Raw genomic sequence first — 24,856 nt, forward strand, 5'->3', positions numbered from 1 at the left:
CTATGTTTAATGCCATCACCTCTCTTTTCAAACAGCTTATCGAAGGAGACGATCTGTCTAAAACGCACGGTGTCAGCCCAAACTTAGCCATTGCATCACTGCTTTGTGAAGTGTCAAAAGCAGATTACCAAGTCGATGAAGAGGAAGAAGCTGCTAAACGTCAGCTAGTGGTTCGTTTACTTGGAATAGAAGACAGCGAAGCTGAGGGGCTTCTCACACAAGCGACCGAGCAGACACAAAACTCGGCGTCGCTTTATGATTTTACGTCTAGCTTGCGCGAACTTGGCCAGGAAAAACGCTTCGAGCTTATCAAAGCGATGTGGGAAGTGGCCAACGCCGATGGGGTTATCGACCCGTTGGAGGATGCCGTAATCCGAAAAGTCGCAGAGCTTCTCTATGTTGACCACAGTGAGTTCATTAGAGCCAAAATTCAAGTGATCAACAAGTAACCAATAAAACTGAAGCCCGCAACAAAAAGCCCCAAGATGAAGCATCTTTGGGGCTAAAAATCTGGGCTCTATAGGCACGACTTTACAGCAGCTTACAGCATAGTGAGAGCAAGTTTTGCCAAGTTGTATGCATCAACAAAACCTGAGTGCTGTCGCCCTTCCCACTCAATCCCCTTCTGCTCTTGTGCAGCTTTGTGGCCGATACGTTTGTCCTTCAAGCGATTTTGAATACGGTACAACGTGGCTAGATTGACGAACTCATTGAAAGGCATGTCTATACCTTTAGACTCACATTCAAGCCTCAAGATTTCGTCATCACGCCCCCAAGAAGCGTAAATCTTATTGGTTCCACCGAAGTTCTTCACCATCGATTTGATAACGGACTCCAACGGGCGACCTTGTTTCTCTACTTTGCGCGGTGTAATACCCGTCAGTTCAGTACAAAATAGTGAAACTTCATCCTGCTCTGGCTTTACATAATACTGAGCTCGCTTAACGACCTCTTGTTTGACCAGATCGATCTCCGCTAAACCCACTTCAATGATTTCACCGGTTGTGCCAACGCCATCGACGTTCCAGCAGCACATTTCAAGATCAAAGCAAACGACTCGGTTGTAATTCATAGCGACACAGTAAACAGTTATTAACACGGCGAAATTGTAGCGTATTCAAATCAAAAGCTCGACCATCGATCTACTGATTGCTCTTTATTCAAGCAACATTCGCTCTATTTCGTCCGTTGGCCTTACTAATGTACAACTGCTCATCCGCACGATTGATAAGCTGCTCTATTGTCTCACCACGATATACTGCCGCGCCTACACTCAGCGAACATCTGAAATTGGAGTCAATAGCATCCCAACTCAAGGTTGCGATTTCCATACACATTCGAGTCAGATAGTGATGCAGTGTCCCGTAGTCAATACATCGACTTATTAGGGCAAACTCATCCCCCCCTAGACGGAACAGCATGTCATCAGGGTACATCTGCTCTTTAATGTAAACCGCTACCTGCATTAAGATTTCATCACCCACCACATGGCCATATTGATCGTTGATACGTTTGAAATTATCGACATCAATAATCACCAGGGAAAAAGGCTTGTGACAAGATATATGATATTCAGTCAATCGGTTAAATGCCCGGCGATTGTAGACTTCGGTAAGAGGATCTCGCTCAACTAAATATTGTAGATCTTTCGTTCGACGATTCACGATAACGGTGAGCCTACGCTGTTCACGGAGCATCAGGTATACGACATACGAAAGAAGAACTGAAATGAGCAGCCCGCCAGTACCAACGAAGAACAAAATTAGCTTGTCGGTTTTCGAAATCACAGCGTCGTGTTTAAATTCAATTTTCCACTGTCTGTCGTAAAGATCGATAACAATGTCTTTTGTTGGGGTATCCAGTAAACGCCACTGCTCGTTCTGATACAAGATAGGGTCATCTTCTGCATCAAAACCTAGGTCAACCACCCGTACACCAATATCTTTGCCAATCGAGGTTCTAGAAACGATTTGTTTGAAATAGGCAGTAATACGGATAACCCCTATGACAACACCTCGAAGCGAATCTGTGCCTGCTTCAAATACCGGCACGTAAACCAGCATGCCTTGTTTTGGAATTGAGCGGTCAAAGCCATCTTGCAATAAGCGAATCTTATCTGAGAGGCTTGGCTCGCCAGTCACACGAGTGTTGCGAATCACTCTTCGAACTCTTTCACGAGATGAGTAGTAACCCAAAGCTCGTAAATTGCCCTCGTTCACAGGGTAAATGTCACTCGCGACGAACATCGGCTCATCATCAGTGAGGATGTAGCCCTCAACGCGAGGTTTATCTTTAGGTACCGTGTAAATTTGATAGCTCGGAAAGCGCTCTCTCACTCGCGCAGTATGAGTATCATATTGCTCGGGATAGACTTTTTTCATCCACTGCATTGCAATCAAGCTTTGCGAACCATCGACCAAAGGTGCGGCAAAACTAGCAAAGTTATCCCATGCCGAAGGCTGGGTCGCGTGATAAAAACTCGCCCCCGCGCCGATAAAACTAATATCAAGCATCACCAGTTCTTTGATGTTTTCCGCTTGATTATCAGTTAAGAACTCAAAGTTTGACTCGGCAAGCTGTTGTTGCCCTCGATACACGATGTGAGTGATAAATATTGTAAGAATTAACCCTATTATTAAAACCAGTGCCGCATAGCGTTTAACGCCACGGTCTTCTTTCTTTAAGCCTGCAACCATTTTTTGTCCTGACTGACTAATTATTGTCAGTTTTCTCATTTATGATACTTATATCCAACTGACGTATCATATGTATTGCTACTTTATTATTTTAGTGATAGCCCAAACGATTCTACACACCCATCGATTTCCAAGAAGTTGATGCGTTGATTTATAAAACACAGATCACTATATTTCAGAAAAACATCATTATCTGCTGATTTAACGTCCAAAAAACTCACTTTGTAATGACAAATCTGCGAAAGCGTCGCGCTAAGAGCCTTGATTATGCTAGACTTCGCCCCAAAATTAATGACTAACGACTGACACATAGAGAACCCCCTATGAACTTCGATCTAAATGCTATCCCACAGACTTTCGATATGCTGCACGCAGGCCTCGCTGCCTCAAGCGTTTTACTACTCGCGATCGCCGTTTCTCGTAAGAGCAAAGTTGTCGAGAAAGTAGTAGAAAAACCAGTTGAAAAGATTGTCGAAGTTGAAAAGCCAGTAGAAAAAATCGTAGAAGTTGAAAAAGTAGTTGAAGTAGAAAAAGTAGTTGAGAAGGTTGTGGAAGTTGAGTCGAAGCTAGCAACAGCCTCTACCGATTCTGCAATGCAATTGCTATCACTCATGCAGCAAGAAGCGCGCATGGTCGACTTCCTACAAGAAGATCTCACATCATTCTCAGACGAAGAAGTTGGCGCTGCTGCACGTGTTGTTCACTCAGGCGGTAAAAAAGTCATCACTGAATACTTTGAGCTTTCTCCTATCCGTAATGAAGAAGAAGAGACCCGTATTTCAATCGAAGAAGGCTTTGACTCACAAGCTATTCGCCTAACAGGTAATGTAACTGGCAACGCGCCATTTAACGGTACTCTTGTTCACAAAGGCTGGAAAGCAGATAAAGTGACCCTTCCAAAACTGTCTGAGAACTACAACGCATCAATCATCGCACCGGCAGAGGTAGAGCTATAATGGAGCCTTCAGTGCACACTCAAGATCAACAGAAATCTCAAGATCAGCAGATTGCTGAATACAGTGTGGGTATCGACCTTGGTACCACCCACTGTGTTATGTCGTTTATCGACACTCAAAATGAAGACGCGCAAGTTGAAGTCGTGTCTATTCCACAATTGACGGCACCTGGTACCGTAGAGTCATACAAACAACTTGGCTCTTTTTTGTATCAGCCACACGAACATGAAATGGGTCAAGGCTCTCGCACTCTTCCTTGGACGAGTGAACCGAAAGCGCTAGTTGGTGCTGTGGCTCGTAACCTAGGCTCAAAGACACCCATTCGCCTAGTGGCAAGTGCCAAGTCTTGGCTATGCCACGGCGGCGTTAACCGTCGTGACAGCTTCCTACCACAAGGCAGCCCAGAAGAGGTCAGCAAAGTCTCCCCGCTTCGTGCAACTGAGCTGTACCTTGAGCACTTAAAAGATGCTTGGAACCACATGCACCCAGAGCATAGCCTGGAGCAACAGGATGTGACCATCACGGTACCGGCCTCTTTTGACCCAGCTGCACGCGACCTTACTGCAGAAGCAGCACGCAACGTCGGTCTTGCCCATTTGACTCTATTGGAAGAACCGCAGGCAGCACTTTACAGCTGGATTGACAACAGTGATGACAAATGGCGCGACGAAGTTAACGTCGGCGACGTCGTTCTCGTGGTCGATGTGGGCGGAGGTACGACCGACCTTTCATTGGTTGCAGTGACAGAGCAAGATGGCAATCTTAATCTAGAGCGTGTTGCTGTTGGTGAGCATATCCTTCTTGGCGGCGACAACATGGATCTTGCCCTTGCCTACCGTTTAAAGATGAAGCTCGCACAAGATGGCAAAGAGCTTCAGCCTTGGCAAGTTCAAGCGATGACACACGCTTGTCGTGACGCCAAAGAAGCGCTGCTTAACGATGCTGAACTCCAATCGGTACCAATCGTCGTTCCAAGCCGTGGTTCAAAACTGTTGGGAGCAACGCTAAAAACTGAACTCACTCAGCAAGAAGTTCAACAGACACTTGTTGATGGCTTCTTCCCACAAGTTGCAGTCAATGAGCACCCAGTACAACGTGCTCGCGGCGCTCTGACTCAAATGGGTCTGCCTTACGCGCAAGACGCTGCAATTACACGCCACATCGCCGCGTTTTTGAGCCGTCAAAGCAGCGCAGCAGACAACGCATTTTCTGGCATGCCAGGCATGGAAGCGCCTGCCGAGTTTATTAAGCCGACAGCACTACTATTTAACGGTGGTGTACTTAAATCGAAGCTACTTTCTGAACGACTGTTCAACACCATCAATGCATGGTTAGAAACAGCGAATGCTGACAAAGCAAAAATGCTCTCTGGCCTTGACCTTGACCTTGCTGTTGCCAGTGGCGCAGCCTATTACGGCTGCGTTCGTCGCGGTCAAGGTGTACGTATTCGAGGCGGCATCGCCTCTAGCTACTACATCGGAATTGAAAGTGCTATGCCAGCTATTCCAGGCATGGCGCCACCAATGGAAGCGCTATGTGTTGCTCAATTTGGTATGGAAGAAGGCAGCAGTGTTCAGGTTCCAAGCCAAGAGTTTGGTCTCGTTATCGGTCAGCCAGTGCACTTCCAATTCTTTGGTTCGACTACGCGTCGTGAAGATGAAGCGGGTGTTCACCTAGATTACTGGAAACCGGAAGAGCTAGAAGAGCTTCCAGAAATTCAAGTAACACTGCCAGTTTCTGAAGGCCGTAGCATCGGAGACGTTGTGCCAGTTACCCTATCATCACGCGTCACAGAACTTGGTACACTTTACCTAGAGGCCATTGCTTCTGACAACGGTCAAAAGTGGCATGTAGAGTTCGACGTTCGCGAAGACGTGTAATCGCAAAACTAAACGGCACCTCTGGTGCCGTTTTTTATCTCCAGTATCTGCGCTATTAGCTTTATAAGTATTCTAAATGGAGCGTGTTATGGCATCCGCACAATATTTGGTCGGCATTGATTTAGGTACAACCAACACGGTTGTCGCATTCTGTGAAATTCAGGACGACCTCTCAAACTCCCCTGTTGAACTGTTCGAAATTGACCAATTAGTTGGCCCTGGCGAAGTGGTTCGTAAACCTCTTCTACCCTCTTTTCGCTATCACCCAGCCAAGCAGCAAGTTTCTGAGGCTGACTTAACCCTCCCTTGGGAGCATCAACCTGTTGTAGGCGATATCCGTAACATTATCGTTGGTGAGTGGGCTCGTGAGCTCGGCGCTAAAGTCGAAGGCCGGCAAGTCTCCAGTGCAAAAAGTTGGCTATCACACACAGCCGTAGACCGAGAAGATGACATTCTTCCTTGGGCTGGAACTCAAGATGTAGAAAAAGTGTCGCCAGTCATTGCCAGCGCAAGCTATCTCAATCATATCCGTCAAGCTTGGAACCACAGACACCATTACAACAAATTAGAAGACCAAGATGTTGTCATTACAGTTCCCGCTTCTTTTGATGAAACAGCTCGCAAGCTGACGCTGCAAGCGGCGAAGCTTGCTAGTTTACCAAAGGTTCATCTACTCGAAGAGCCACAAGCCGTATGTTACGACTGGTACGCACGCCATAAAGAAAGTGCATCGCAAGAGCTTGCTCAAGTGCCTCTTATACTCGTATGTGATGTGGGTGGTGGTACCACTGACCTTAGCCTTATTGAAGCTAAACACCATGACGATGAGTTAGAGCTTAACCGAATTGGAGTTGGTGAACATCTAATGCTGGGCGGCGACAACTTGGATTTAGCACTCGCCCACATGGCTGAACAGCGGTTCAATGAGTCGAAAAAACTCAATGCAGCAAGCCTCACTAAACTGATTCAACAGACTCGCAAAGCCAAAGAGGCATTGCTTTCTTCTAATGCACCCGCAGAAATGAAGATCACCATGCTCGGCAGTGGCTCGCGTCTAATTGGCGGAACCAAGAGTGTGGCACTCAGTCAACAAGAGGTTCATCAGATCACTCTTGAGGGCTTTTTCCCTAAAACAGATTTTGGTACGCGACCAGACAAGAAACGCAGCGCCGTGGTTGAGTTTGGCCTACCGTATGTAGCCGACCCTGCTGTTAGTAAGCATGTTTCTGAGTTTCTCCACCTTCACCAAGAAGTAGCGAAAGAGGCGCTTGGAACCGATGCAGAACCCGCAATCCCGGTCGGTTTGCTGCTGAACGGTGGTGTTTTCAACAGTGACTTAGTCACTCGCCGACTCGTTGATATTGTCGAAAACTGGAAAGGTGCGCCAATATCACTACTTTCCAACCCTCACCCGGATTGGTCTGTCGCACTAGGTGCTGTAGCGTTCGCTAAGGCGAGACGCGGCGCGCAGCTTAAAATTGGTGGTGGAAGTGCCCGCTCCTATTTCTTGCACCTCCAAGAAAAAAATAAGCTTGGTCAAGCGCTGTGTTTATTGGCGAAAGGAACCGATGAAGGACAAGAGATCCGTCTAACAGGTCGACGTTTTGCACTCACGCTTGGCGAGCCAGTAAGGTTCAATTTACTAACCTCTACGCATGATGTGTTCGGTGAGCAGCAGAAAGTACAGAATGGTCTGATGGTCAATATCGATCCGGATCAGTTTACACCGTTGCCGCCCTACATCAGTACGTTACAGGGTAGCGAATCAAAACTCCAGGCGAATCAAAAAGAGCGTGTTGAAGTGCAGTTAGCGTGTCAGCTCACTGAAGTCGGCACATTAAAAGTCGAATGTGTCAGCTCAGAAGATGAACAGCAGCGATGGGAACTTGAATTTGAAGTGCGTAATCAGCAAGGTGCTCAGGAGACGGTTAAGGCTCACCCTGGATTAGATTCGAGTAAAGAATTGGTGTCTCGCTTATACAGTGGCAACAAAAACAGTGCAGACAGCAACGAAATAAAACTCTTGTCTAAAACGCTGGAGAAAAACCTAGGTAAGAAAGACGAATGGGACTTTCATACCCTTCGCTCCTTGGTCGACAGCTTCTCTCTTGGTAGAAAACGTCGCCGTCGCTCTGAACAACACGAGAAAAACTGGTTGCGTCTGACTGGTTTTTGTATGCGTCCGGGCTTTGGAGATGCAACAGACTCTTGGCGTATGGAGCAGATTTGGGGTTTGTACCAACAAGGTATTCAATTTCAGAACGCACAAGGCTGGAGTGACTGGTGGACATTTTGGCGACGTGTCTCTGGTGGCCTAAATGAAGAGCAGCAAGAAGTGATTCTAGGTGACATTGCCAAATACCTTCATCCTGGCGCAATGAAAAACGCAAAGACCTTCCAAGGTGCAAAAGACAAGGGCTATGAAGCCATGGTAAGGCTTTCCGCCAGTCTGGAAAACCTGTATGTCGACGATAAGGTGCTCCTAGCGAACTGGTATCTGAGTAAAGCCATCAACCAATCTCAATTCGAGCAAGCTCACTGGTGGGCATTGGGTCGCCTTGCTTCTCGCACGCCCCTGTACGGCAGCCAGCACAATGTGATTCCTCGCGAGCAAATCGAACAGTGGCTACCTAAGTTACTAGAGCAAAACTGGCTCAAAGAGCCGATGGTTGCCTTTGCTTGTGTACTTATGTGTCGAAAAACCGGCGATCGCTCGTTGGATATATCTGATGACTACCGAGAGCAAGTGTCAAACAAGCTGAAATCTTCCAAGGCGCCATCTAGCTGGCTTGAATTAGTTTCAGAGGTCAAATCGTTGTCTGAAGCAGACTCCAAAAAGCTGTTTGGTGATGCGTTACCTGCTGGACTTCATTTACTTAAAGAGTAGCGAAATATGTATTTCAGCTTTTGCTTTAGGAATAACTGATATTCCAAGCAAAATACGAGACTTGGGTGTACATTGCCCGCCGAAAACATTTATAAAACAGGCGGGCTAATAATGAAAAAAATCGTCGTTGAGTTTCAACCTTTAGGGATTGGCGATTGGGTACAAGTGAAAGTCACTGCAGAAGTGGCTAGAGTGCTTGCCAAAGAGTACACCGAATACGGTTGGCCCGTGAGGGTTTATAGTTACCTTTATAGTGGAAAGACTAACGGGCTCAAATGAGCTCGTTTTTTTAATTTTTACAACACCTTACGCAGTTTGTTAGTCTATCCTTTATGTGATAAGCGTTGTTAGCAACACTAATGCTAACGCTTCATTTGTACAAGGATAGGCAATGAAACCATCGGCAATCACCACTTTTATACTCACTTCACTGATTTCGTCGGCTAGTATCGCGGACAGCTATGACGCTAACAACAAAACAACAAGCGACGACGAGTGGCAGTTCTTACTCGTATTCCCCATGATTTGGATGCCGAGTATCTCTGGTACAGCTGGTGATACAGATGGTCGCACTAATATCGATATTCCGTTCTCTAATATCGTCAGTAACCTAAACTTTGGCATCATGGGCGACTTTTACGCACAAAAGAACCGATGGCTTTTTGGGTTCCGTACCAACTACCTCCATATCAAAAGCGACACTAGCGCCACTTACACACCCAAGTTACCAATCTTTCCAGAAATAAGTGCCAACGTTGATGTGGATGCAACAATGTCACTCAATGACTTTTTTGGTGGTTATGAGGTAACGAATGGATTAGTACTGCTCACTGGGGTTCGCCATACTTACAGTAGTTTTAATGTTGGAATCAATATCAACAGCTCCCCTATCACACCTATTGAATCAACAGAGCATCAGTTTGATTGGCTGGTTGGGCTCAAATACGCGCATTATTTCAATCAAGACTGGGGATTAAGCCTAACCGTAGATACCAATATCGCTGGCGACAATGACGTCAATCGAGGTCTGAATTTAGCTGGAATTTATAGGCTGAGCGAACTTAATAATATTTGGTTTGGTTACCGGTACTTAAACCTTAAAAATGAATCTGTCCCCACTACGGTCGATGTGACGCAACAAGGGCCAATGGTAGGCTGGGCATTTAGCTTTTAAGTGTCCTAAGTTTCATCTGCAAGCTTGTCGCTAGATCTACATGTAGCCACAGCTCTTGTATGTCTTGAACACGGAAATAAACAATCATAGTGCTCCTAAGTGTTATCTCATGACGACGATGTCACAAGCCAAACTATCATTCTTGGAGCTCTATGATTTACCTATCTGCGCCACCCAATCAAAAGACGTGTATGTTTCCGGTTAGAACTGATATTTAAGGCCTGTTGATTCGAGCAGGTTGTAGATCTCTCTTTGACTTTCTGACGTTCTACCTTTAGTCCCTCCGGCTTCACGAAGTTTATTCCTCATCGAAATCCACTCTTCACTTCCCCAAAGTAATGAGTCCTCCTTAAGTAGTTCAAACTGTTGATTTAGATCTGCAATGAGCTCCTCTCCAGATAGGAAAAAACCGACTTCGTTGTTGTAGAGTAATGAACGGAAATCGAGATTGGTTGTACCAACAAAAGCGTTGTCGTCAATGATGAGAAACTTCGCATGCAACTTACCGTAGAACTGGTCGCCACCCAGCAACACTGAGTCTGGCTTACCCAATTGATAGAACTTGATTCGTGGATGATTGATGGTTTTCTTCCACGCTTCAGAGTTTAAATACGCGCGGTTTAGCTCATTCTTTTCGAGGTCATCATCCAACCATTGCTGCTTCAAAGCATCGTCAGTCATTATCATCGATGGCACAGTGTGCATGTCGATTACAGACTGCGTGAAGAAGTTATCACTGGTTAGCACTGAGTTGGTAATGATTTCAATCTTACGCTCCGGATCTTGTTCTAACCACGTAAGGGTGGTGTTGAGATCTTTATCCAAGACTCCTTCGTCTTTTAATAAATCAGATTGAAGGAAAAGATAGGGAGAGACGACACGAATGGTCTTGAGGTTACTGTTGCTGTATGCGGTTTTCGCCAGAATACCGCTAATCGAGTTAGCGTTGGCGCTTTTGTTTGTGCTGTAGCGGGATGCGACATCTTCAGCGTTGAGATTATCTAGCTCGTGCGCAAACTTTGTATCGGTAACTCGATAGCCTTGATTCACATAGCGATGAATATCAGCATACGCTTCGCTAAACTCCGAGTTGGCTTTAAGTTGATCCAGTGCGCTAAGCAGTAAGCCGCGATCACGATTGTAACTCGCCCACGTATCGAGCTTTTTGTTTCCGGGTTTGGTAAAGAGCACTGTAAAGTAATACTCACTAAGCTGCGTCGGAGATTGCTCTGGTGTCGCATCGAGCTTTGGCCTCACTAAGATTTCAATATCACGAAATGCACTGAAATCTTTTTCGCCATCACTGTCGATCCCGTAGTAATGAAGTGACATATTACGGCCACCCGTGATCAAATAAGCATACTCATTGTAGAATCCATCGACGATAAACAGTTTATCATGTGAACGTCGATTCCAGCGGGAGTCACTATCTGTCAATGCGTTGAAAACCACTGCTTGTACACGCGCTTTTTGAGTTGTCGCTTCGCCTTGTCTATCTTTGACGTACCCAGCATTTTCCTCGCACTGCATTAGCCCTTTCAAGTTGCCATTATTTGGGCTGTATGAACCAAGACTATCCACCATAATACGAATATCGACCCCACGCTCTACAGCTCGACACAGCGCTCCTAGCGTTGCTTTACCAGCCAAGTCATCAGCAAAGATGTAGTAAGTCATATCTATAGTGTGTTTGGCATTTTCGATAAGATATATCTTTGCCGCTAAACTCTTGATGGCATCTTGCTGCTCCGTGCCAATCACTTTCACATTGGCCTTTTGAACTGGAAGCAACGTTTCTGAGGCAAGTTTGAGGTAATCTTTATCGAGCTCGTCCGCCTCTCGCCAGTGGCGAGACTCCATAAGATCAGACGTCCATCCATCATTCGAGGTGACAGGAGGATGAGCGTTAGATGCACAGCCTCCCAATAAGACTAGAGAAGCTAAAACTGAGATCCCTTTCCACATATTGGTTGCTAACTACGTAACTATTTGATTAACCGGCGGACTAGCGCAATTCCATCTTCTGCATAGAGCCTAATTTCTGCACAAATCGATAGCCAACATAGCGCTGTAGAATGAGCTTGCCGCCAAATCTGATTTGATATCAAAGAAGACGTCTATTACTTCGACGCCATCATTTGCCCTTTAAACTGAAGTACTTTCCATTGACGAGTCTCGATAAAGAACGCCGCCACAACCATGTACACCGCCACCAATGCAAGCAGCCCTAGACGTATCCACATCTTTTCATCTATCACACCTGAGCTCATCAATGTGGTGCCAATTAGCACCAGCGCAGTATTGAGCGCCGTTGCATAGATAGGTGCCTTGGCGGATTCAGTGTACATTTTCTGCCCGAGAAAAATCGCCAACAACGCTATGAATAGCGTGTAAAAACCGATGTTTGGTACCAAAGCAAGGAAGCCAAACACTATGATGGCTATTACCCCACCAATAGCATTGCTAATCAATAGAAACACACTTAACTTCACCGACTTCTCGCCTGTGATCATCAGTGACAACAAGGCGATGAATATCATTGACAGCAAAGCTTCGGAAATCTGGAATACAAAAAAGACGCATACCACAGGAAAAGCCATAATCAGGGCGCGCACCGCTGAAAACCAACGAAACGAATCCGACAGTTCAACGGCTTTATGGCTTTGATACGTCTCCTCGCGCTCAGGAAGGTAGACATGCATAAGTGCAAAAATGGCGACTGAAATCGCACCAGATAAACTCAGCCCTACGGCTAAGAAGATGGTTGTTCCTGTGCTTTGAATGGCCATAAATGGCAACATCAACGTCGACATTAGTAGGATGGTCGCGAACAAATTCCATTTCGGATTAAGGAACAGGTAGTAACCCACCAGCATCAAAGCCGCGACACTGAGCAGCATCGGAATTGGATACTGCGCAAACCCAACACTCAGCACCACACCAATGGCCACTGTAACGATCATGGCTAGCAGCAGTTCATAGACAATATCAATGTGCAGCACACGTTTTTCAAACAAAAATTTTGCAGTAAAAATCGGTGCGACAAAGGCTAGAGGCCAATCTATCCACGCTGCCAAAAACGTCGCTAAAGCGATGCCAATTGTGAAACGCAATATACGAGTTTGAGTAGCATCGGAGAGCTCAGATGTTGCAACGCTCTGAGCTTCATCAATGGAACTATCTGACATAAGACATCCAACTTAATAGACGGATCCAAACTTTACCCAGAAGATTAAAGATCCCATTGTCACTGGTATAAACAACCACATCGGCTTGTCCACCGATTCTCAACAAACCCGTTGCATCTGTAGTATCAAACTCAATGGTAACCGGCAGCATCTGAGTTTGTCTCAACCAGCCGGTCTGGTTATTCGCTTGTGCCAATTTACCTGCTTGATTGCTTTGCCCCCAATCAACACCCCAATCGACACTCGAAATACGCCCCTTTACTACCTTACCCGGCGCAAAATCTAATGCAACTTCCACCTCGTTCCCTGGTTGGATATTACCTAGACTGTTCTCGCGAAAGTACGCTTCAATCCAGATACTGTCACTAGAAACGAACGTCATGATGGGTTGACCTGCACTGGCATAAAAGCCCTCAGAAAGACGGAAGTTTGATACCCCGCCATTGGTCGGCGCGCGTACGACTGTACGCTCTAGATCGAGCTGCGCTTTTTCTAATGCCAGTAGCGCTGCTTTGATTTGACTGTTTTCTTCACCTTCAGCGCCAAGTTGGCGACTTGCACGTTCTAGATCGGCTTGAGCATTAGTGACGTTAGCTCTCGCTGTCGCGAGATTGGCGCGTGCTTTATCCGCTTCAGAGTCAGACACTACGCCTTTGTCAGCTAGCCCCAACACTCGTCGAGTTTGCAGTTCAACGTTATCACGTTCAACGACTGCACTGGTGAGTCTCGCCTGAGCCGAAGCAATACTCGCCGTCTGTGCACCGACATTCTGCCCCGCAATTTCCAGATCTTGCTCAGCTTTCTTAACCGCAATCTCATAATCCACTGGATTTAGAGAAACCAAGATATCACCCTCAGAGACCAACTGATTTGGCCGCACTTGAATATCAATGACTTGCCCTGACACTTGCGGTTTGACTGGCACGACATAACCTTGAACTCGCGCGTTATCTGTTGAAGGGACAATTCTGTCAGAAACGATACTTACACCAAGGCTAACCGCAATGGCAATGATGAGGCCATTGGTTACCTTCTTGACTTTGTTCTGCTTAGCGTTTGCTTGTTGACTATCCAACTCTTTTTGCTCAGCGTTATCCGTGGGTGAGATAGCCGGTTCGCTTTTATCACTCATTGTGTCGCCCTTGTTAACAATTCTTCGACTTTAGTTTACTTAGTTATAGACTAAATAAACGGAGATTAAAAACTAATTACGTTATAAATTAGTATTTTAGCTTCATCGATCATGCATTCTATTTTCATTCTCAATCGTTGATAATGTTAACGGGCACGATATCTAAAAGTTGCCATTTCACGCCAAATGACTAAGCTAAAAACAACGCTTTTCAAGAGATTGAATCATGCCTACACCCCAAGAGCCCGCCAATCGACTGATCAAATCGAGTTATGCTCGTATCTTGGTCGAATTATTTCGTGAGTACGGAGAAGATCCACACCAAGCGATCCGCGACTCTGGATTGCCACCCGATCTGTTTGATTTAGACCAAGAGTTCTTGCCGCAAGAGCCAGTTAAACGACTGTTATATTTACTTGGCAATCAACTTGGTATGACCAACTTTGGTGATTTAGTAAGAACCGCCATCAAGCAAAAGTCACTACCAAATCTGTTAGGGCAATTCTCTGAGTGCAGTACAGTGCGAGACGCCTTGGAGCACTCGCGTGATGTGTTTACTTATGACGCTACCAACGTTAGCGTTGGACTTGAAACCGTGCACGGAAGAACCTGGTATTGGTGTAAGCGGGAGAATGATGGCAGTGACCCGTTTATTAGGTCTGAAGTCTGGGCTGTGTTGTATGCGATTGAGTTAGTGCGAGCACTGACCAAGAGTCAATGGACACCAAAACAGCTTAAAATCCAGATTGATGAAATCGAGCTTTACCAAGCGATCATTGGCAAATCGACTCAATACATCGTCAGTAATGATCGTATCGAGTGGCTAATCGAAGATGAGATTTTAGATCAGCAGCCCAACATCACGGCCAAAGATACCGAAACCCAGGCTCCACTTGTCACCTGGCATGCCAACTTTACCGACCAAGTTTTTACCGCACTGCTACCCTATGTACGAGAACATAACTTAACACTCGAAAACGCGGCCAAACTCCTTAAACTGTCCCCACGAACATTACAAAGGCGCCTCAAAGAGGAACGTACCAACTTTCGTCATATCAAAGACAACTTGGTATTCACCGTTGCCGTAGATATGATGAGTGAGGAGCTGTCTCTTACTCATATTGCCAGTCAACTTGGATTCTCTGATATTTCCCATTTCTCACGCTCGTTTAAACGCATTAGCGGCCTAACGCCCAAGCTCTACCAAAAAACGGTGTTGAACCTTAACCACAACCATAGAGCTCAGTAAGATTACATGGCAATCCATTACTAACTGTTACACATCGAGAATGAAAACTATAATTAGGACATATACATAACCGACTCATGCTGGTAGCGTGTCGGCGGTATTGAATAATGAGTTTTAGAGGTTGTTACTGTGCGTATACTTGCTTGGTTTTTTGCTGTTGTTTCGGTGAGTTCGTATGCCAATGATTGGAGTTGGCAAGATCTAGCACAGGAGATAGACGCACCAAGTTACAGCAATCATTTTAAAGACTACGACATCAGAGCCCGCTACGATTTAATGATGATTGTTGACTATCAAAATAGTCATGATGAAGAAAAATCAACGCGCGAAGACGATTATAGACAAGCCCTACTTCGCTTTGCTGAGAAAGGCATCAACATCCTTGATCTGATTGAGGAGCAAAAGCTAATCGACGAAGATCATTCAGACTGGAACATGAAGGTAAACAATGATCTGATTGGCAAACAAGGACGACTCCCGGGGTTTATCGTTCCACTTGAATTCGATAACTTAACAGTCACTGAATTTATCCTGGTACCCACTGCCGGTGCCTGTATCCACACCCCGCCCCCACCAGCGAATCAAATGGTCGTCGTTAGCTTTCCTCAAGGCGTTAAATTTAGAGGTTTGTATACCCCAGTCTGGGTGGAAGGCACGCTGGCTCAACAAACCAACTCATCTAATATTGAGCTGTCAGACGGTGCCACGGATGTGACCACCGCCTATACAATGGAAGCTCAGTCAGTAGAAGTGTACGAGTAAAACCCTAAGCGAAATTATTCGCTCCCTGTTTCAATCGTTCGTGGACGCTGACCAAGACGATAGATCTTTTCAGCGCGCGTACCGAAGAACCAAAAGCTTGCTGCGAGTACGGCAAAAAACAGTGCTTTATGCGTGCCTTCCCAAAAGTATTCAACGAATCGGGTATACAGGTTAATAAACACAAAAATGAGACCAAAGCCACGGTTTAGCTCATCGTCAAACTTAATACCATGATAAAGCGCTGCAAGCGAAGCGATCAGTAACAATACCGACCAATGGATGAGGGAAAACTGGCTCACATCCCCCCACTCTGCGAAATCGGCGTAGTTGCCAAAAATGGAGACAACCCAAAGCGACAAGAAAAACAGAATCAACCCATACGCGCGAGTCGTAATGGAAAAGTCTTCAAACTGTGGCCACTTGCGCTGCGTTACCATCCCTAACGCAACCAGAATTGCACTAAACAACACAAACCTCAGAGGCAGCGTCATGCCAAGAAAGTAACCAGACTCATCCCACTGGTAGGTTTCAATGCCAAACCAAATGCTCAGACTAAGCAAGGCACACGCCCACACCAACAAGGATGGTATCCAAAATCCAAGTAATCCATAAACAATGGATGCAAGTAAGATCAGTTTCGTTAAGTTATTGGTTTCAATGACTTGACCAATAAAATAGATAGAAATAGCGGTACTGATGATACCCAATACGAATAACGCTTCATTACTGAAGGTTTTATCTGGAGCGCTCGTCTTTCTTCTTACACCGTAGAGATAAAAGCCCGCGGCTACAACAGCAAAAAATCCACTCTTAGCGATATCAGGCGCACTAAAAATTTGTTCGATAAGCTCAATTAACCACTTGTCGAGCAAGACTGACAAGACTGAGAGTACGATACATAAAATAGCGACCCAGAATGAGTACTTAGCAATCAGTGACCAGTCAATGCTTGCAACTTCATAACTGCCTTTGAGTTTGCTGCGATCGTCATCAGTGATCACACCTTCTTCGTGCCATTGGTCAATCGCACTGCTTACCACGCGACTTTCTCTTTTTGACAGTTTCATCGCTCTATTCTTCCGTTCATTTACTTGAGGCTAACCCTCAAAATTTGTCGTCACACTATACAAATAGCTGAGACTTCGCAAACAAAACAGCGTCTCCAGATATCAGAACTTTGTCATGTTTTAGTAAGCCATAGAGAACGCCCGTTCGCGCTGAGGCTTGCAGCGCAGTTAAACTTGTCTTGTTCAACCTTTCGCCCCAATAAGGCATGAGGCCAGCGTGAATCGATCCTGTCACAGGATCTTCGTCCCCTCCATTTGCTGGCCAAAAATATCGGGAAACAAAATCATAGTGATCATCATCACTTAACGCTGTTGCGACCACATCGAAAGGCGCCAAGCGCTTTAACTGTTCATTATCTGTTTCCAAATCGAGCAAATCACTGGCTTGGTCATACACAGCAAAATAGGCTTGCTCACTTCGTAAAATATGTTTGGGTTTTATAGAAAGACCGTCTAGGAGAGGCGTTGGAATTTCTGCTACCGGGTATGGAGCGTAATTGGGAAAAGTCATTTCGATTTTTCCCTGCTCACCTTTTGATACGACTAAGTCACCGACCTTTTCCGTAGAAAACGTGATTTTGCCTGTTAGTTTGAATTGCTCAAACAGCACATATGCCGATGCCAACGTCGCGTGACCACAAAAATCGATTTCCATCATGGGGGAAAACCAGCGGATGAAGTAGTGGTTGGTACCAAGGTGTTTTAAGAAGGCTGTTTCGGACAAGTTATTCTCGATTGCGACGTTTTGCATCCAAGTTTCATTCTGGTAATCATCAACGACGATGACAGCGGCACTATTGCCTTTAAATGGAACTTGGGTAAACGCATCAACAATCCATTGCTCAGTCATTGGTATCCTTCCCTTACTTTGCTGATCCCCGCTCAACTAGCTCGATTGGTGTAGGCAATCCGCTTGCGGTAGATTCGATAAACTAGAGCAAGTAGTATACAAACAATAGCAGGTACAACAAGCGCCAAAAATTCCAAGCTCTTGAAAAGTAAAGCACCAACAATGCCGCCAAGAATAAAGCCAAGCAAAATTGTCACAAACAGCTTCGCTTTACGCTTATCGAATGTCTCTCCACGCAACGTAGAGCCAATCATAATCCCAAGATCAGTGACAATCCCAGTCACGTGCGTTGTACGAACAACCGCACCGCTAAATGTCGTTGCGAGCGCATTCTGCAGGCCACACGCCGCCGATGCAAAATAGCTACCGGCTTGCGAGCCACTAAGCAAAAAGTATGTCGCAGTGAATAAAAATAGGCTCTCGATACAAAGTAGCCATTCGTACTGTCGACCAAGCTTAAGTGATACGTTCGAAATGAATAGCCCAGAAATGGCCGACCCAACAAGAAAACTCACAACAATGGCCGACAAGTGCCCTGCCGCTGACCAATCATTGATTAGCTGAGTTCCAAGTAGCGTTGCCGTCCCTGATAGGTGTGAAATAGCTTGGTGTTGAAATCCTAGTAGACCGATAGCGTTTACGGTTCCCGCAAGCAACGCTAGAACAAAAGCTCCAGATTCAATCCAACGTGGTAGTTTAGAGATCACCTGAGTACCTCACGACAACAAAATAGGTTAACGACAAAATAGACTAGCGACGATTAAATCGAAGCGTGCATCATAGTCCTATCGAGCGGGTTTTCTTTGATTTGAAGCACATAATGTGTTGCGGACCGGCTTCTCCCCCTAAATAGAGGTCTCCAGTGTCATCAAAACCGACTTTTTGATACAACTGGTAAGCGACGGTGTTTTTGCAATTGACGGTCAGATACAAATCACAGGGCGCTATGTTAAGCCAAGAATGAAATTGTCCGGTAATGAGGTTCAGAGAAGCTTTGGCAAGCCCAAGTCCTTGATAGCGTTTATCGATAAAGTAGGCTCTTAGCCCTATCGCGCCGCTAGGTGCATCGCTCATAGTGCTTGCATAGCCTTGATCGAGTAAAAAGAATCCTACCGCTATGTCATTGGAATAAATGACCCATTGGGTCTCTAATGGCTTGGTGAGACTTTTATGAACAATTTCCGACGTGATACCCACAAATGGGAGTTGGCTGTCTTCTACCGAAAGATTGACTAACTCCTCGGTAACTGGAACGTCTATTTTTCTAATCGTTAACGTCATAAAACCAATCCATGTTCATTCCAATCAAACTCCATTTGTTTCGCCGTTTTTAACGCCACCTCTCTGCCCTTTAGCTTTTCAACCAACCTTAGGCTCATATCGATGCCCGCAGATATCCCCCCAGAGGTCACTATGCTGCCAACATCCACCCAACGTACTCCAGACTTAACCGTCAAATTCGGAAACTTCGCTTTTAAATCATCTTGGTCTTCCCAATGAGTAGTGACCGCTTGATTGGTAATAGCCCCAGCTTTGGCTAACAAAAAAGCACCGGTACACACCGAAGCGACGAAATCCGCCTGTTGCGAAACTTTGGCAATCCAGTCCATAGATTTGTCATTATTCATCTCTGGTTCGTGAATACCGCCGGGAATAATGACAACGTCAAGTTTTGGATGACTTAGAATCGAGTGATCAGACTGAACGTTAAATCCGCCGCGCGCACTTACCGTACCGTGGTTATGTGATAGCAAACTGACGCTCCACATGTCTTCATCAGACAAAAAGCGGTTTGCCGTAGAAAACACCTCAAACGGACCTGCGAAATCCAATACCTCGACGTCCCTATAGATATAAATCCCAATGTTCATGGCACCCGCCCTTTGTTAATACTCTGTTACCCACACTATTCAGATCTAACAAAAATATCAACTTCTGCGCGCACACTATTGTTTGCTGAACAAAGTGTTTGCTGAACAAAGTGTTAACTAGAGTTGAAGTCACGCTTTACGACAAACGCTTATACATCACATAACTATCAACATAACCAAGGCGACCATGGTTATAAGCTCTAGGTATCGTACCTATGATCTCGAAACCTAACCTCTTCCAAAGCTCTACCGCAATCTTATTGGACGATACAACACTGTTAAACTGCATCGCTTCAAACCCTAGCTCAATTGCTACTTGCTGAGAGTGCTCACACATTTGCCTTGCTATACCTTTACCTCGAGCATTTTCTGAAACCATGTAACCACAGTTGCAAATATGACGACTTGGTCCAGCAGCATTTGGCTTGATATAGTAGGAGCCCAATATCTCACCTTCAACAACATAGACAAAGGTCTTTAAAGGTACCTCGCACCATATTTCACGTGACTGCTCTAGCGTCATATGTGGTTCGAACGCGTAGGTTTCTTGAGCGGCGATGATTTGTGAAAAGGTAGGCCAAAATGCGTCAAAATCCTCTTTCGTCATTTCACGTAACATAGACTCTTCCTTGTCTCTAATATAAATCGGTTCAAACGCGCTCGAGATGATTCAACGGCGACCAACCCATTGCATCTTTGTCGCTGGACTTTGCACACCAAATCCAACCGTTGAGTTCAAATTCTGCAACAAGTAATTCACCCACAGATAAGCGATGCTCAATAGCCTGGTAGTCTTTCTGAACGGTTGCAATATCACTCTCTATGATGAGAATTTGCTTAGGAACCCAGCCCTTTTTGTCTTCGCCACGACAAAATATCCAATTCGGCCAATCACCGTGAGCGTCAGACTCTTCGATTACCTTGAGCTGCTCTCCTTTTGTGATGATGATTGGTTTCTCAGGGGTGTCTGTGTAGTCTTTAACGACCTTGTATTGCATATTGCATCCTTTCTTTTTCATGCGCGACCTAGATACCCTAAGAAACAAGATAAGCCAGCAAGTCTACTACTTGTTTCGGTGTCGTCGCCCATGCTTGCGCCGCACCATCGACCTCTTTCAGAGCGTGCACCAAGCTGTCGTCGTGTAATGTAAGGTTTGCCAAGTGCTGCGCAGTAACCTGCATCAAAAGCGGCGTTCCACTGTTTGTACTTATCGCCAAACCGGATAATCGCAACGTCACACGCTTTGATGGCTGTTTGAATGCGTATTGCGTTTACTTTGGCAGACTTATGATCGCGCCAAAACTGCTGAGACTCGACACCTAAGCCGTCGCCTGCAGCATCACTTGATTCATGATGGGTATTGGCAGAGGTGAAGCTGATATCAAGGCTCTTCGCTTTGCATCCCTCAATGATCTGCTCTCGCCAGTCGGTATGAATTTCACCTGATAGATAGACTTTCAACACGTACTCCATTAACACATTGATTTTTAAGTCAGTCTACCCTCAACACACGGGCTGAGCAATGATGTTATTACTTACAGAAAGTATCGATGTAGAGCGCTTCTACCTTTTCTCTCGCCCACGGAGTTCGGCGCAAAAACTTTAATGAAGATTTAATTGAAGGGTTGTTGTAAAAGCAGTTGATCTGAATTTCCGCATCCAAACCTTTCCAGCCGTAATGCTCTTGAAGACGGACTAATATTTTTTCTAACGTTAGACCATGTAATGGATTGTTGGGCTGCTCTTGACTCATGTTTTGTACCTGAAATTAGTTAACGGGCGGCAGTGTAACAGATTGTGCTTTCACAAGCCGCAGATTCATCATCGGAGTTACAAGCAACTACTTTAGTGAGTAGTTCGCATAGCCTGAACAGCTTCTTTGATCGAATTGAATCCAATTTTGATAACACATACTTGAGCCAGTGCAAATTCATGGGCTTGTACCAACGATGTCACCTCTTCAAGTGTCAGAGTTTTATACTGAGCTTTGAACGAGATGTTATGACTGGAGTCCAATTCTACCTTGAAAACCTCTCCGCTAGAGTCGATCAATATGTCTTCGTCACTGGCAATGAGTGACTCCAACTCATTAACTAAGTCAGCTTCCAATGCAAGGAATAGCAATTCATCATCACCTTCGAGTTTAAATAGACATGGCCATTGGATCATAATTGTGTTCGTTAATAACTAAAGGTATTTATACGCATTATTGTACGCTTCAATCTCTATTGGCGATTCTTGATAACCAAATATCTTTAACTGCAAGAAGTATTCACGAGTGATGCCCTCTAGGCTTAGCTCCTCAGCTTGACGCACATGGATTAATTCATGAGACAGCAGCAGTTTATCACCTTTTGCGGCATGCTTAATGTAAATGCCATAGCCATAAGTCATCCCTACTAAGTATGGCGAATCTAGCCCCAACTGCTCCATTTGAAACTTAAGAGATTCATTCTTGGGCATAGGTAATTCATCAACATACAATACCCTAACCCTCTCGGGATGCTTTATACCGACGCGCTGAGCAATGTCCATATACTGCGGCAATAATGGGACACCATTTTCTAGCGCGCGCCTTTCATTATTCTTAACAAACTCAAGCGCTAACGGCATATAAGGGTCAATTTGATCCGTGATGTATTGCGGTGGGTTTTGGTACAACTCGTGGTTGTCTTTACAACCGACTAGGCCACTAAAAAGTAATGGGATAAAGAGTACCGTTGTATACTTAAGCAATGAAAACCTACCTTAACAGATTGATTAAAAGCCATATTTAAGTCAAACAACGCTACCACAACTGTTTGAATAGCCGGAAAGGTAGGTGTGTTTCTATACTGTCTCTCGCAATTTTGGCACAAAAAAACGCGCTAGCTTAACTAGCGCGTTTTTCATCAAAATTCAATTACGCTTGAGCTGGGCGTAACATAAACCAGTAAGGGAAGTTTTCACTCTTAGAAAGGACTTCAAAACCACGTCGTTCAAACGTCTTCACGACCTTTTCACTTGAGGCAACAACATACGTTGGCTTGCCTGCCGCATCGGCTTGATCAGTGACCGTTTTAATAAGTGCACTTGCTAAACCTTTACCACCTGCTTTCGGAGATACTCCCAAGCCCCATAGCCAGTAGCAGTCTTGCATTGGAGGTACGGCAAGCATTTGTTCGCATACTTCTTTGGCAATCTCGATTCGGTTAGAACCCATCATGCGAGTAACGATAGATAACACTTCCATTTTCTGCATGACATCGGGTTGATGAGTGCCTGGCGGGCGCATGATAACGCAGCCATCCCTTTCAGGTGTTGTGTAAACTTCTCCACCAGCAAGTCCCCATTCACCAACGGCCCAACGCCAGTAACAATCATGGGCAAAATCTGCCACTTCATCTTGACGCAGTGCGGCTTGCATTGCTTCGTTGTCTGCGTATGCATCTAAGAACATGGCACATAAATCAGACACGGCAGTGTAGTCGGCTTTAATAATTTGTAATTCAGACATGCTACTTCCTCTTGGCTAATATGGGTTAGCAAGTACAACTTTCCGCTTGCTAGTCTTGAATTGTCACCTGTTTAGGTTACTTACGTGCAAAACACTTTGTCAATCATCCGACGAAGCATTTGACTACTCGCTAACCAAATCACAACACTATTTCAATATTAGCCAATGCTCTACCTTTTGTTACTAAATGTATCATCAGGACTTATAGAGATTCATTTGCAACAATAAGCAGCTATTCCGCTTCTAACAAACAGCCGTTATATCTGCTCCTGAGAGCGTTTAAGGAAAATAGCAACGACAGCCGCAATCGCGAGAGCAAAACAATAGTAAGAGTTCGCGATGACATCCAATGGCGACAAGTTAAATACCGAGCCTAGCAATAGTACCTGAGCACCGTACGGAAGCAGCCCTTGGATTACACAAGAGTAGATATCTAGTAGACTTGCCGAACGTTTTGGCTCGACTTGATACTCATCGGCCAACTCTTTAGCCACACTGCCCGACACAATAATCGCCACGGTGTTGTTCGCAGTACATAGGTTGACCATTGAAACTAAACCAGCGATACCAAACTCACTTGCTCTTCGGCTTGACGTTTTATCATGGGTCGAGCCAAAAGTGCGAATAGCTCGACTCACTAGCTTAGTTAAAAATGCCAACCCACCTTGCTGGCGCATCAGCTCACTTAAACCACCAATTAACATCGATAACAGGAAAATTTCCTGCATATTACCAAAACCAGTGTAAATATCTTGGCCGAGTGTCGTTAGACTGTAGTCATCAACAGATAGCAAACTCACTCCACCAGCAAGCAAAATACCGACAGTCAACACAACGAACACATTCAAACCAGATACCGCAAGAACAAGAATGGCCAAATAAGGCATTACTTTCAGCCACTCAATATCGCCAGTCTCAGGTAAAGGCGTCGCCGAACTATTGAAAGCAAAAATAAGCATCGCAACTAACGCAGCGGGAATCGCGATTTTGACGTTCTCTTTAAACTTGTCTCTCATGTGACACCCTTGAGAGCGCGTCGCTGCAATAGTGGTATCCGAGATAATCGACAAGTTGTCGCCAAACATCGCACCGCTAAGCACTACACCCGCTGTCAACGGAATGCTTATTCCCGCTGACTGGGCTATTCCAAGAGCAACCGGAGCAACTGCTGCGATTGTTCCCATTGACGTCCCCATTGCAGTGGCAATAAAGGCAGAAATAAGAAAAATGCCTGGCAAAATCATACTGGTTGGGATGGCCGAAAGGCCAAGATTTACCGTTGCATCTACGCCGCCCGAGGCTTTAGCGACCGCAGCAAAAGCACCAGCCAACAAATAGATCATGCACATTGCAACGATGTCTTGATGGCCAACACCACGTAAAAACTGCTCAATAGCACGGTTAAGCTTCTCTTTACTCAGCAAGACTGCTAATACCACAGCTGGAAGCGCTGCAATCGGTGCTGGTAGCTGATAGAAAGCAAATTCAACCCCTTGCCAAGATAGGTAGCTACCTACTCCAATAAAAAGAGTTAAAAAAAGCGCAAGAGGTAACAGAGCTACGCCAGAAGCTTGAACTAATTGAGAGGTTTTATGTTGTGTAGACATACTAAAAGTCGCGTCGATGACAGAAAGGCGAGCAGACTAA

The 24,856-nt window shown here is 45.3% G+C and carries 25 protein-coding genes and 1 pseudogene; 8 read left to right on the plus strand and 18 right to left on the minus strand.

Features of this window, described 5'->3' with window-relative positions; all coding sequences use genetic code 11:
* Nucleotides 1-2 precede the first annotated feature (2 nt).
* Nucleotides 3-449, plus strand: coding sequence for a TerB family tellurite resistance protein (locus PG915_RS09035; RefSeq protein WP_353496224.1), 447 nt, complete (start codon nucleotides 3-5; stop codon nucleotides 447-449).
* Nucleotides 450-541: 92 nt separating this feature from the next.
* On the opposite strand, the gene PG915_RS09040 is transcribed toward PG915_RS09035, so the two are convergent.
* Together PG915_RS09040 and PG915_RS09045 are read right to left on the minus strand one after the other, a co-directional pair.
* Nucleotides 542-1,072, minus strand: a complete 531-nt coding sequence (locus PG915_RS09040; protein WP_353496225.1) for a 3'-5' exonuclease — start codon at nucleotides 1,070-1,072, stop codon at nucleotides 542-544.
* A gap of 88 nt (nucleotides 1,073-1,160) precedes the next feature.
* The gene (locus PG915_RS09045; RefSeq protein ID WP_353496226.1) at nucleotides 1,161-2,735 is read right to left on the minus strand and encodes a sensor domain-containing diguanylate cyclase; all 1,575 of its coding nucleotides are present in this window, start codon (nucleotides 2,733-2,735) and stop codon (nucleotides 1,161-1,163) included.
* A gap of 284 nt (nucleotides 2,736-3,019) precedes the next feature.
* On the opposite strand from PG915_RS09045, the gene PG915_RS09050 reads away from it, so the two are divergent.
* From PG915_RS09050 to PG915_RS09070, 5 genes are all read left to right on the plus strand, one after another.
* The gene (locus PG915_RS09050; RefSeq protein ID WP_353496227.1) at nucleotides 3,020-3,652 is read left to right on the plus strand and encodes a DUF2760 domain-containing protein; all 633 of its coding nucleotides are present in this window, start codon (nucleotides 3,020-3,022) and stop codon (nucleotides 3,650-3,652) included.
* Complete coding sequence (locus tag PG915_RS09055; protein WP_353496228.1) at nucleotides 3,652-5,532, plus strand: Hsp70 family protein; 1,881 nt, start codon at nucleotides 3,652-3,654, stop codon at nucleotides 5,530-5,532. Before PG915_RS09050 ends, PG915_RS09055 begins: the two co-directional genes overlap by 1 nt.
* Nucleotides 5,533-5,620: 88 nt before the next feature.
* Entirely contained in the window at nucleotides 5,621-8,419 is a 2,799-nt protein-coding gene (locus PG915_RS09060; RefSeq protein ID WP_353496229.1) for an Hsp70 family protein, read from the plus strand.
* A 111-nt stretch (nucleotides 8,420-8,530) separates the two neighbouring features.
* Nucleotides 8,531-8,698 (plus strand): hypothetical protein, encoded by a 168-nt coding sequence (locus PG915_RS09065; RefSeq protein ID WP_353496230.1) that lies wholly within the window; start codon nucleotides 8,531-8,533, stop codon nucleotides 8,696-8,698.
* Between the two features lie 112 nt (nucleotides 8,699-8,810).
* Nucleotides 8,811-9,593 (plus strand): hypothetical protein, encoded by a 783-nt coding sequence (locus PG915_RS09070; protein ID WP_353496231.1) that lies wholly within the window; start codon nucleotides 8,811-8,813, stop codon nucleotides 9,591-9,593.
* A gap of 201 nt (nucleotides 9,594-9,794) precedes the next feature.
* On the opposite strand, the gene PG915_RS09075 is transcribed toward PG915_RS09070, so the two are convergent.
* From PG915_RS09075 to PG915_RS09085, 3 genes are all read right to left on the minus strand, one after another.
* Entirely contained in the window at nucleotides 9,795-11,558 is a 1,764-nt protein-coding gene (locus PG915_RS09075; protein WP_353496232.1) for a phospholipase D family protein, read from the minus strand.
* Between the two features lie 155 nt (nucleotides 11,559-11,713).
* Nucleotides 11,714-12,781: a DUF2955 domain-containing protein gene (locus PG915_RS09080; protein WP_353496233.1), complete on the minus strand. Its 1,068-nt coding sequence runs from the start codon at nucleotides 12,779-12,781 to the stop codon at nucleotides 11,714-11,716.
* Entirely contained in the window at nucleotides 12,771-13,913 is a 1,143-nt protein-coding gene (locus PG915_RS09085) for an HlyD family secretion protein (RefSeq protein WP_353496234.1), read from the minus strand. The genes PG915_RS09080 and PG915_RS09085 overlap by 11 nt, the downstream gene beginning before the upstream one ends.
* Before the next feature lie 226 nt (nucleotides 13,914-14,139).
* Between PG915_RS09085 and PG915_RS09090 the strand changes: the two genes are divergently transcribed.
* Both PG915_RS09090 and PG915_RS09095 read left to right on the plus strand, forming a co-directional pair.
* Nucleotides 14,140-15,162 carry a helix-turn-helix domain-containing protein gene (locus PG915_RS09090; RefSeq protein WP_353496235.1) on the plus strand — a complete coding sequence of 341 codons (1,023 nt, stop codon included), beginning with the start codon at nucleotides 14,140-14,142 and terminating at the stop codon, nucleotides 15,160-15,162.
* Between the two features lie 129 nt (nucleotides 15,163-15,291).
* Nucleotides 15,292-15,924 (plus strand): DUF3299 domain-containing protein, encoded by a 633-nt coding sequence (locus tag PG915_RS09095; protein ID WP_353496236.1) that lies wholly within the window; start codon nucleotides 15,292-15,294, stop codon nucleotides 15,922-15,924.
* 14 nt (nucleotides 15,925-15,938) lie between these two features.
* Here the strand turns inward: PG915_RS09095 and PG915_RS09100 are convergent, their stop codons facing one another.
* From PG915_RS09100 to PG915_RS09160, 13 genes and pseudogenes are all read right to left on the minus strand, one after another.
* Nucleotides 15,939-16,991: a hypothetical protein gene (locus tag PG915_RS09100; RefSeq protein WP_353496237.1), complete on the minus strand. Its 1,053-nt coding sequence runs from the start codon at nucleotides 16,989-16,991 to the stop codon at nucleotides 15,939-15,941.
* Between the two features lie 55 nt (nucleotides 16,992-17,046).
* Nucleotides 17,047-17,841, minus strand: coding sequence for a PhzF family phenazine biosynthesis protein (locus PG915_RS09105; RefSeq protein ID WP_353496238.1), 795 nt, complete (start codon nucleotides 17,839-17,841; stop codon nucleotides 17,047-17,049).
* A 32-nt stretch (nucleotides 17,842-17,873) separates the two neighbouring features.
* The gene (locus PG915_RS09110) at nucleotides 17,874-18,548 is read right to left on the minus strand and encodes a YoaK family protein (RefSeq protein WP_353496239.1); all 675 of its coding nucleotides are present in this window, start codon (nucleotides 18,546-18,548) and stop codon (nucleotides 17,874-17,876) included.
* Nucleotides 18,549-18,618: 70 nt separating this feature from the next.
* Nucleotides 18,619-19,122: a GNAT family N-acetyltransferase gene (locus tag PG915_RS09115; protein WP_353496240.1), complete on the minus strand. Its 504-nt coding sequence runs from the start codon at nucleotides 19,120-19,122 to the stop codon at nucleotides 18,619-18,621.
* On the minus strand, nucleotides 19,119-19,712 hold the full coding sequence (locus PG915_RS09120) for a DJ-1/PfpI family protein (RefSeq protein ID WP_353496241.1): 594 nt from the start codon (nucleotides 19,710-19,712) through the stop codon (nucleotides 19,119-19,121). Before PG915_RS09120 ends, PG915_RS09115 begins: the two co-directional genes overlap by 4 nt.
* Nucleotides 19,713-19,848: 136 nt before the next feature.
* Nucleotides 19,849-20,331, minus strand: coding sequence for a GNAT family N-acetyltransferase (locus tag PG915_RS09125; protein ID WP_353496242.1), 483 nt, complete (start codon nucleotides 20,329-20,331; stop codon nucleotides 19,849-19,851).
* Between the two features lie 31 nt (nucleotides 20,332-20,362).
* Nucleotides 20,363-20,710, minus strand: coding sequence for an SH3 domain-containing protein (locus tag PG915_RS09130; RefSeq protein WP_353496243.1), 348 nt, complete (start codon nucleotides 20,708-20,710; stop codon nucleotides 20,363-20,365).
* 37 nt (nucleotides 20,711-20,747) lie between these two features.
* Nucleotides 20,748-21,186, minus strand: a pseudogene (locus PG915_RS09135) (YtoQ family protein).
* A gap of 58 nt (nucleotides 21,187-21,244) precedes the next feature.
* Nucleotides 21,245-21,466: a VF530 family protein gene (locus PG915_RS09140; protein WP_353496244.1), complete on the minus strand. Its 222-nt coding sequence runs from the start codon at nucleotides 21,464-21,466 to the stop codon at nucleotides 21,245-21,247.
* A gap of 92 nt (nucleotides 21,467-21,558) precedes the next feature.
* Nucleotides 21,559-21,882 carry a DUF4144 family protein gene (locus PG915_RS09145; protein ID WP_353496245.1) on the minus strand — a complete coding sequence of 108 codons (324 nt, stop codon included), beginning with the start codon at nucleotides 21,880-21,882 and terminating at the stop codon, nucleotides 21,559-21,561.
* 18 nt (nucleotides 21,883-21,900) lie between these two features.
* On the minus strand, nucleotides 21,901-22,449 hold the full coding sequence (locus tag PG915_RS09150; protein WP_353496246.1) for a hypothetical protein: 549 nt from the start codon (nucleotides 22,447-22,449) through the stop codon (nucleotides 21,901-21,903).
* A gap of 166 nt (nucleotides 22,450-22,615) precedes the next feature.
* Nucleotides 22,616-23,209 carry a GNAT family N-acetyltransferase gene (locus PG915_RS09155; protein WP_353496247.1) on the minus strand — a complete coding sequence of 198 codons (594 nt, stop codon included), beginning with the start codon at nucleotides 23,207-23,209 and terminating at the stop codon, nucleotides 22,616-22,618.
* Between the two features lie 257 nt (nucleotides 23,210-23,466).
* On the minus strand, nucleotides 23,467-24,816 hold the full coding sequence (locus PG915_RS09160) for a Na+/H+ antiporter NhaC family protein (RefSeq protein WP_353496248.1): 1,350 nt from the start codon (nucleotides 24,814-24,816) through the stop codon (nucleotides 23,467-23,469).
* Between the last annotated feature and the right edge of the window lie 40 nt (nucleotides 24,817-24,856).

It is taken from the genome of Vibrio sp. CB1-14 (assembly GCF_040412085.2).
In the GTDB taxonomy this organism is placed as follows: domain Bacteria; phylum Pseudomonadota; class Gammaproteobacteria; order Enterobacterales; family Vibrionaceae; genus Vibrio; species Vibrio chaetopteri.

Bases quoted from the DNA above. Each gene is read 5' to 3' on its own strand.
- PG915_RS09040 (WP_353496225.1), bottom strand. From the start codon at position 1,072: ATGAATTACAACCGAGTCGTTTGCTTTGATCTTGAAATGTGCTGCTGG.
- PG915_RS09140 (WP_353496244.1), bottom strand. From the start codon at position 21,466: ATGAGTCAAGAGCAGCCCAACAATCCATTACATGGTCTAACGTTAGAA.
- PG915_RS09125 (WP_353496242.1), bottom strand. From the start codon at position 20,331: ATGTTACGTGAAATGACGAAAGAGGATTTTGACGCATTTTGGCCTACC.
- PG915_RS09035 (WP_353496224.1), top strand. From the start codon at position 3: ATGTTTAATGCCATCACCTCTCTTTTCAAACAGCTTATCGAAGGAGAC.
- PG915_RS09115 (WP_353496240.1), bottom strand. From the start codon at position 19,122: ATGACGTTAACGATTAGAAAAATAGACGTTCCAGTTACCGAGGAGTTA.
- PG915_RS09055 (WP_353496228.1), top strand. From the start codon at position 3,652: ATGGAGCCTTCAGTGCACACTCAAGATCAACAGAAATCTCAAGATCAG.
- PG915_RS09155 (WP_353496247.1), bottom strand. From the start codon at position 23,209: ATGTCTGAATTACAAATTATTAAAGCCGACTACACTGCCGTGTCTGAT.
- PG915_RS09130 (WP_353496243.1), bottom strand. From the start codon at position 20,710: ATGCAATACAAGGTCGTTAAAGACTACACAGACACCCCTGAGAAACCA.
- PG915_RS09085 (WP_353496234.1), bottom strand. From the start codon at position 13,913: ATGAGTGATAAAAGCGAACCGGCTATCTCACCCACGGATAACGCTGAG.
- PG915_RS09160 (WP_353496248.1), bottom strand. From the start codon at position 24,816: ATGTCTACACAACATAAAACCTCTCAATTAGTTCAAGCTTCTGGCGTA.
- PG915_RS09070 (WP_353496231.1), top strand. From the start codon at position 8,811: ATGAAACCATCGGCAATCACCACTTTTATACTCACTTCACTGATTTCG.
- PG915_RS09065 (WP_353496230.1), top strand. From the start codon at position 8,531: ATGAAAAAAATCGTCGTTGAGTTTCAACCTTTAGGGATTGGCGATTGG.
- PG915_RS09105 (WP_353496238.1), bottom strand. From the start codon at position 17,841: ATGACTGAGCAATGGATTGTTGATGCGTTTACCCAAGTTCCATTTAAA.
- PG915_RS09045 (WP_353496226.1), bottom strand. From the start codon at position 2,735: ATGAGAAAACTGACAATAATTAGTCAGTCAGGACAAAAAATGGTTGCA.
- PG915_RS09120 (WP_353496241.1), bottom strand. From the start codon at position 19,712: ATGAACATTGGGATTTATATCTATAGGGACGTCGAGGTATTGGATTTC.
- PG915_RS09100 (WP_353496237.1), bottom strand. From the start codon at position 16,991: ATGAAACTGTCAAAAAGAGAAAGTCGCGTGGTAAGCAGTGCGATTGAC.
- PG915_RS09145 (WP_353496245.1), bottom strand. From the start codon at position 21,882: ATGATCCAATGGCCATGTCTATTTAAACTCGAAGGTGATGATGAATTG.
- PG915_RS09090 (WP_353496235.1), top strand. From the start codon at position 14,140: ATGCCTACACCCCAAGAGCCCGCCAATCGACTGATCAAATCGAGTTAT.
- PG915_RS09080 (WP_353496233.1), bottom strand. From the start codon at position 12,781: ATGTCAGATAGTTCCATTGATGAAGCTCAGAGCGTTGCAACATCTGAG.
- PG915_RS09060 (WP_353496229.1), top strand. From the start codon at position 5,621: ATGGCATCCGCACAATATTTGGTCGGCATTGATTTAGGTACAACCAAC.
- PG915_RS09050 (WP_353496227.1), top strand. From the start codon at position 3,020: ATGAACTTCGATCTAAATGCTATCCCACAGACTTTCGATATGCTGCAC.
- PG915_RS09075 (WP_353496232.1), bottom strand. From the start codon at position 11,558: ATGTGGAAAGGGATCTCAGTTTTAGCTTCTCTAGTCTTATTGGGAGGC.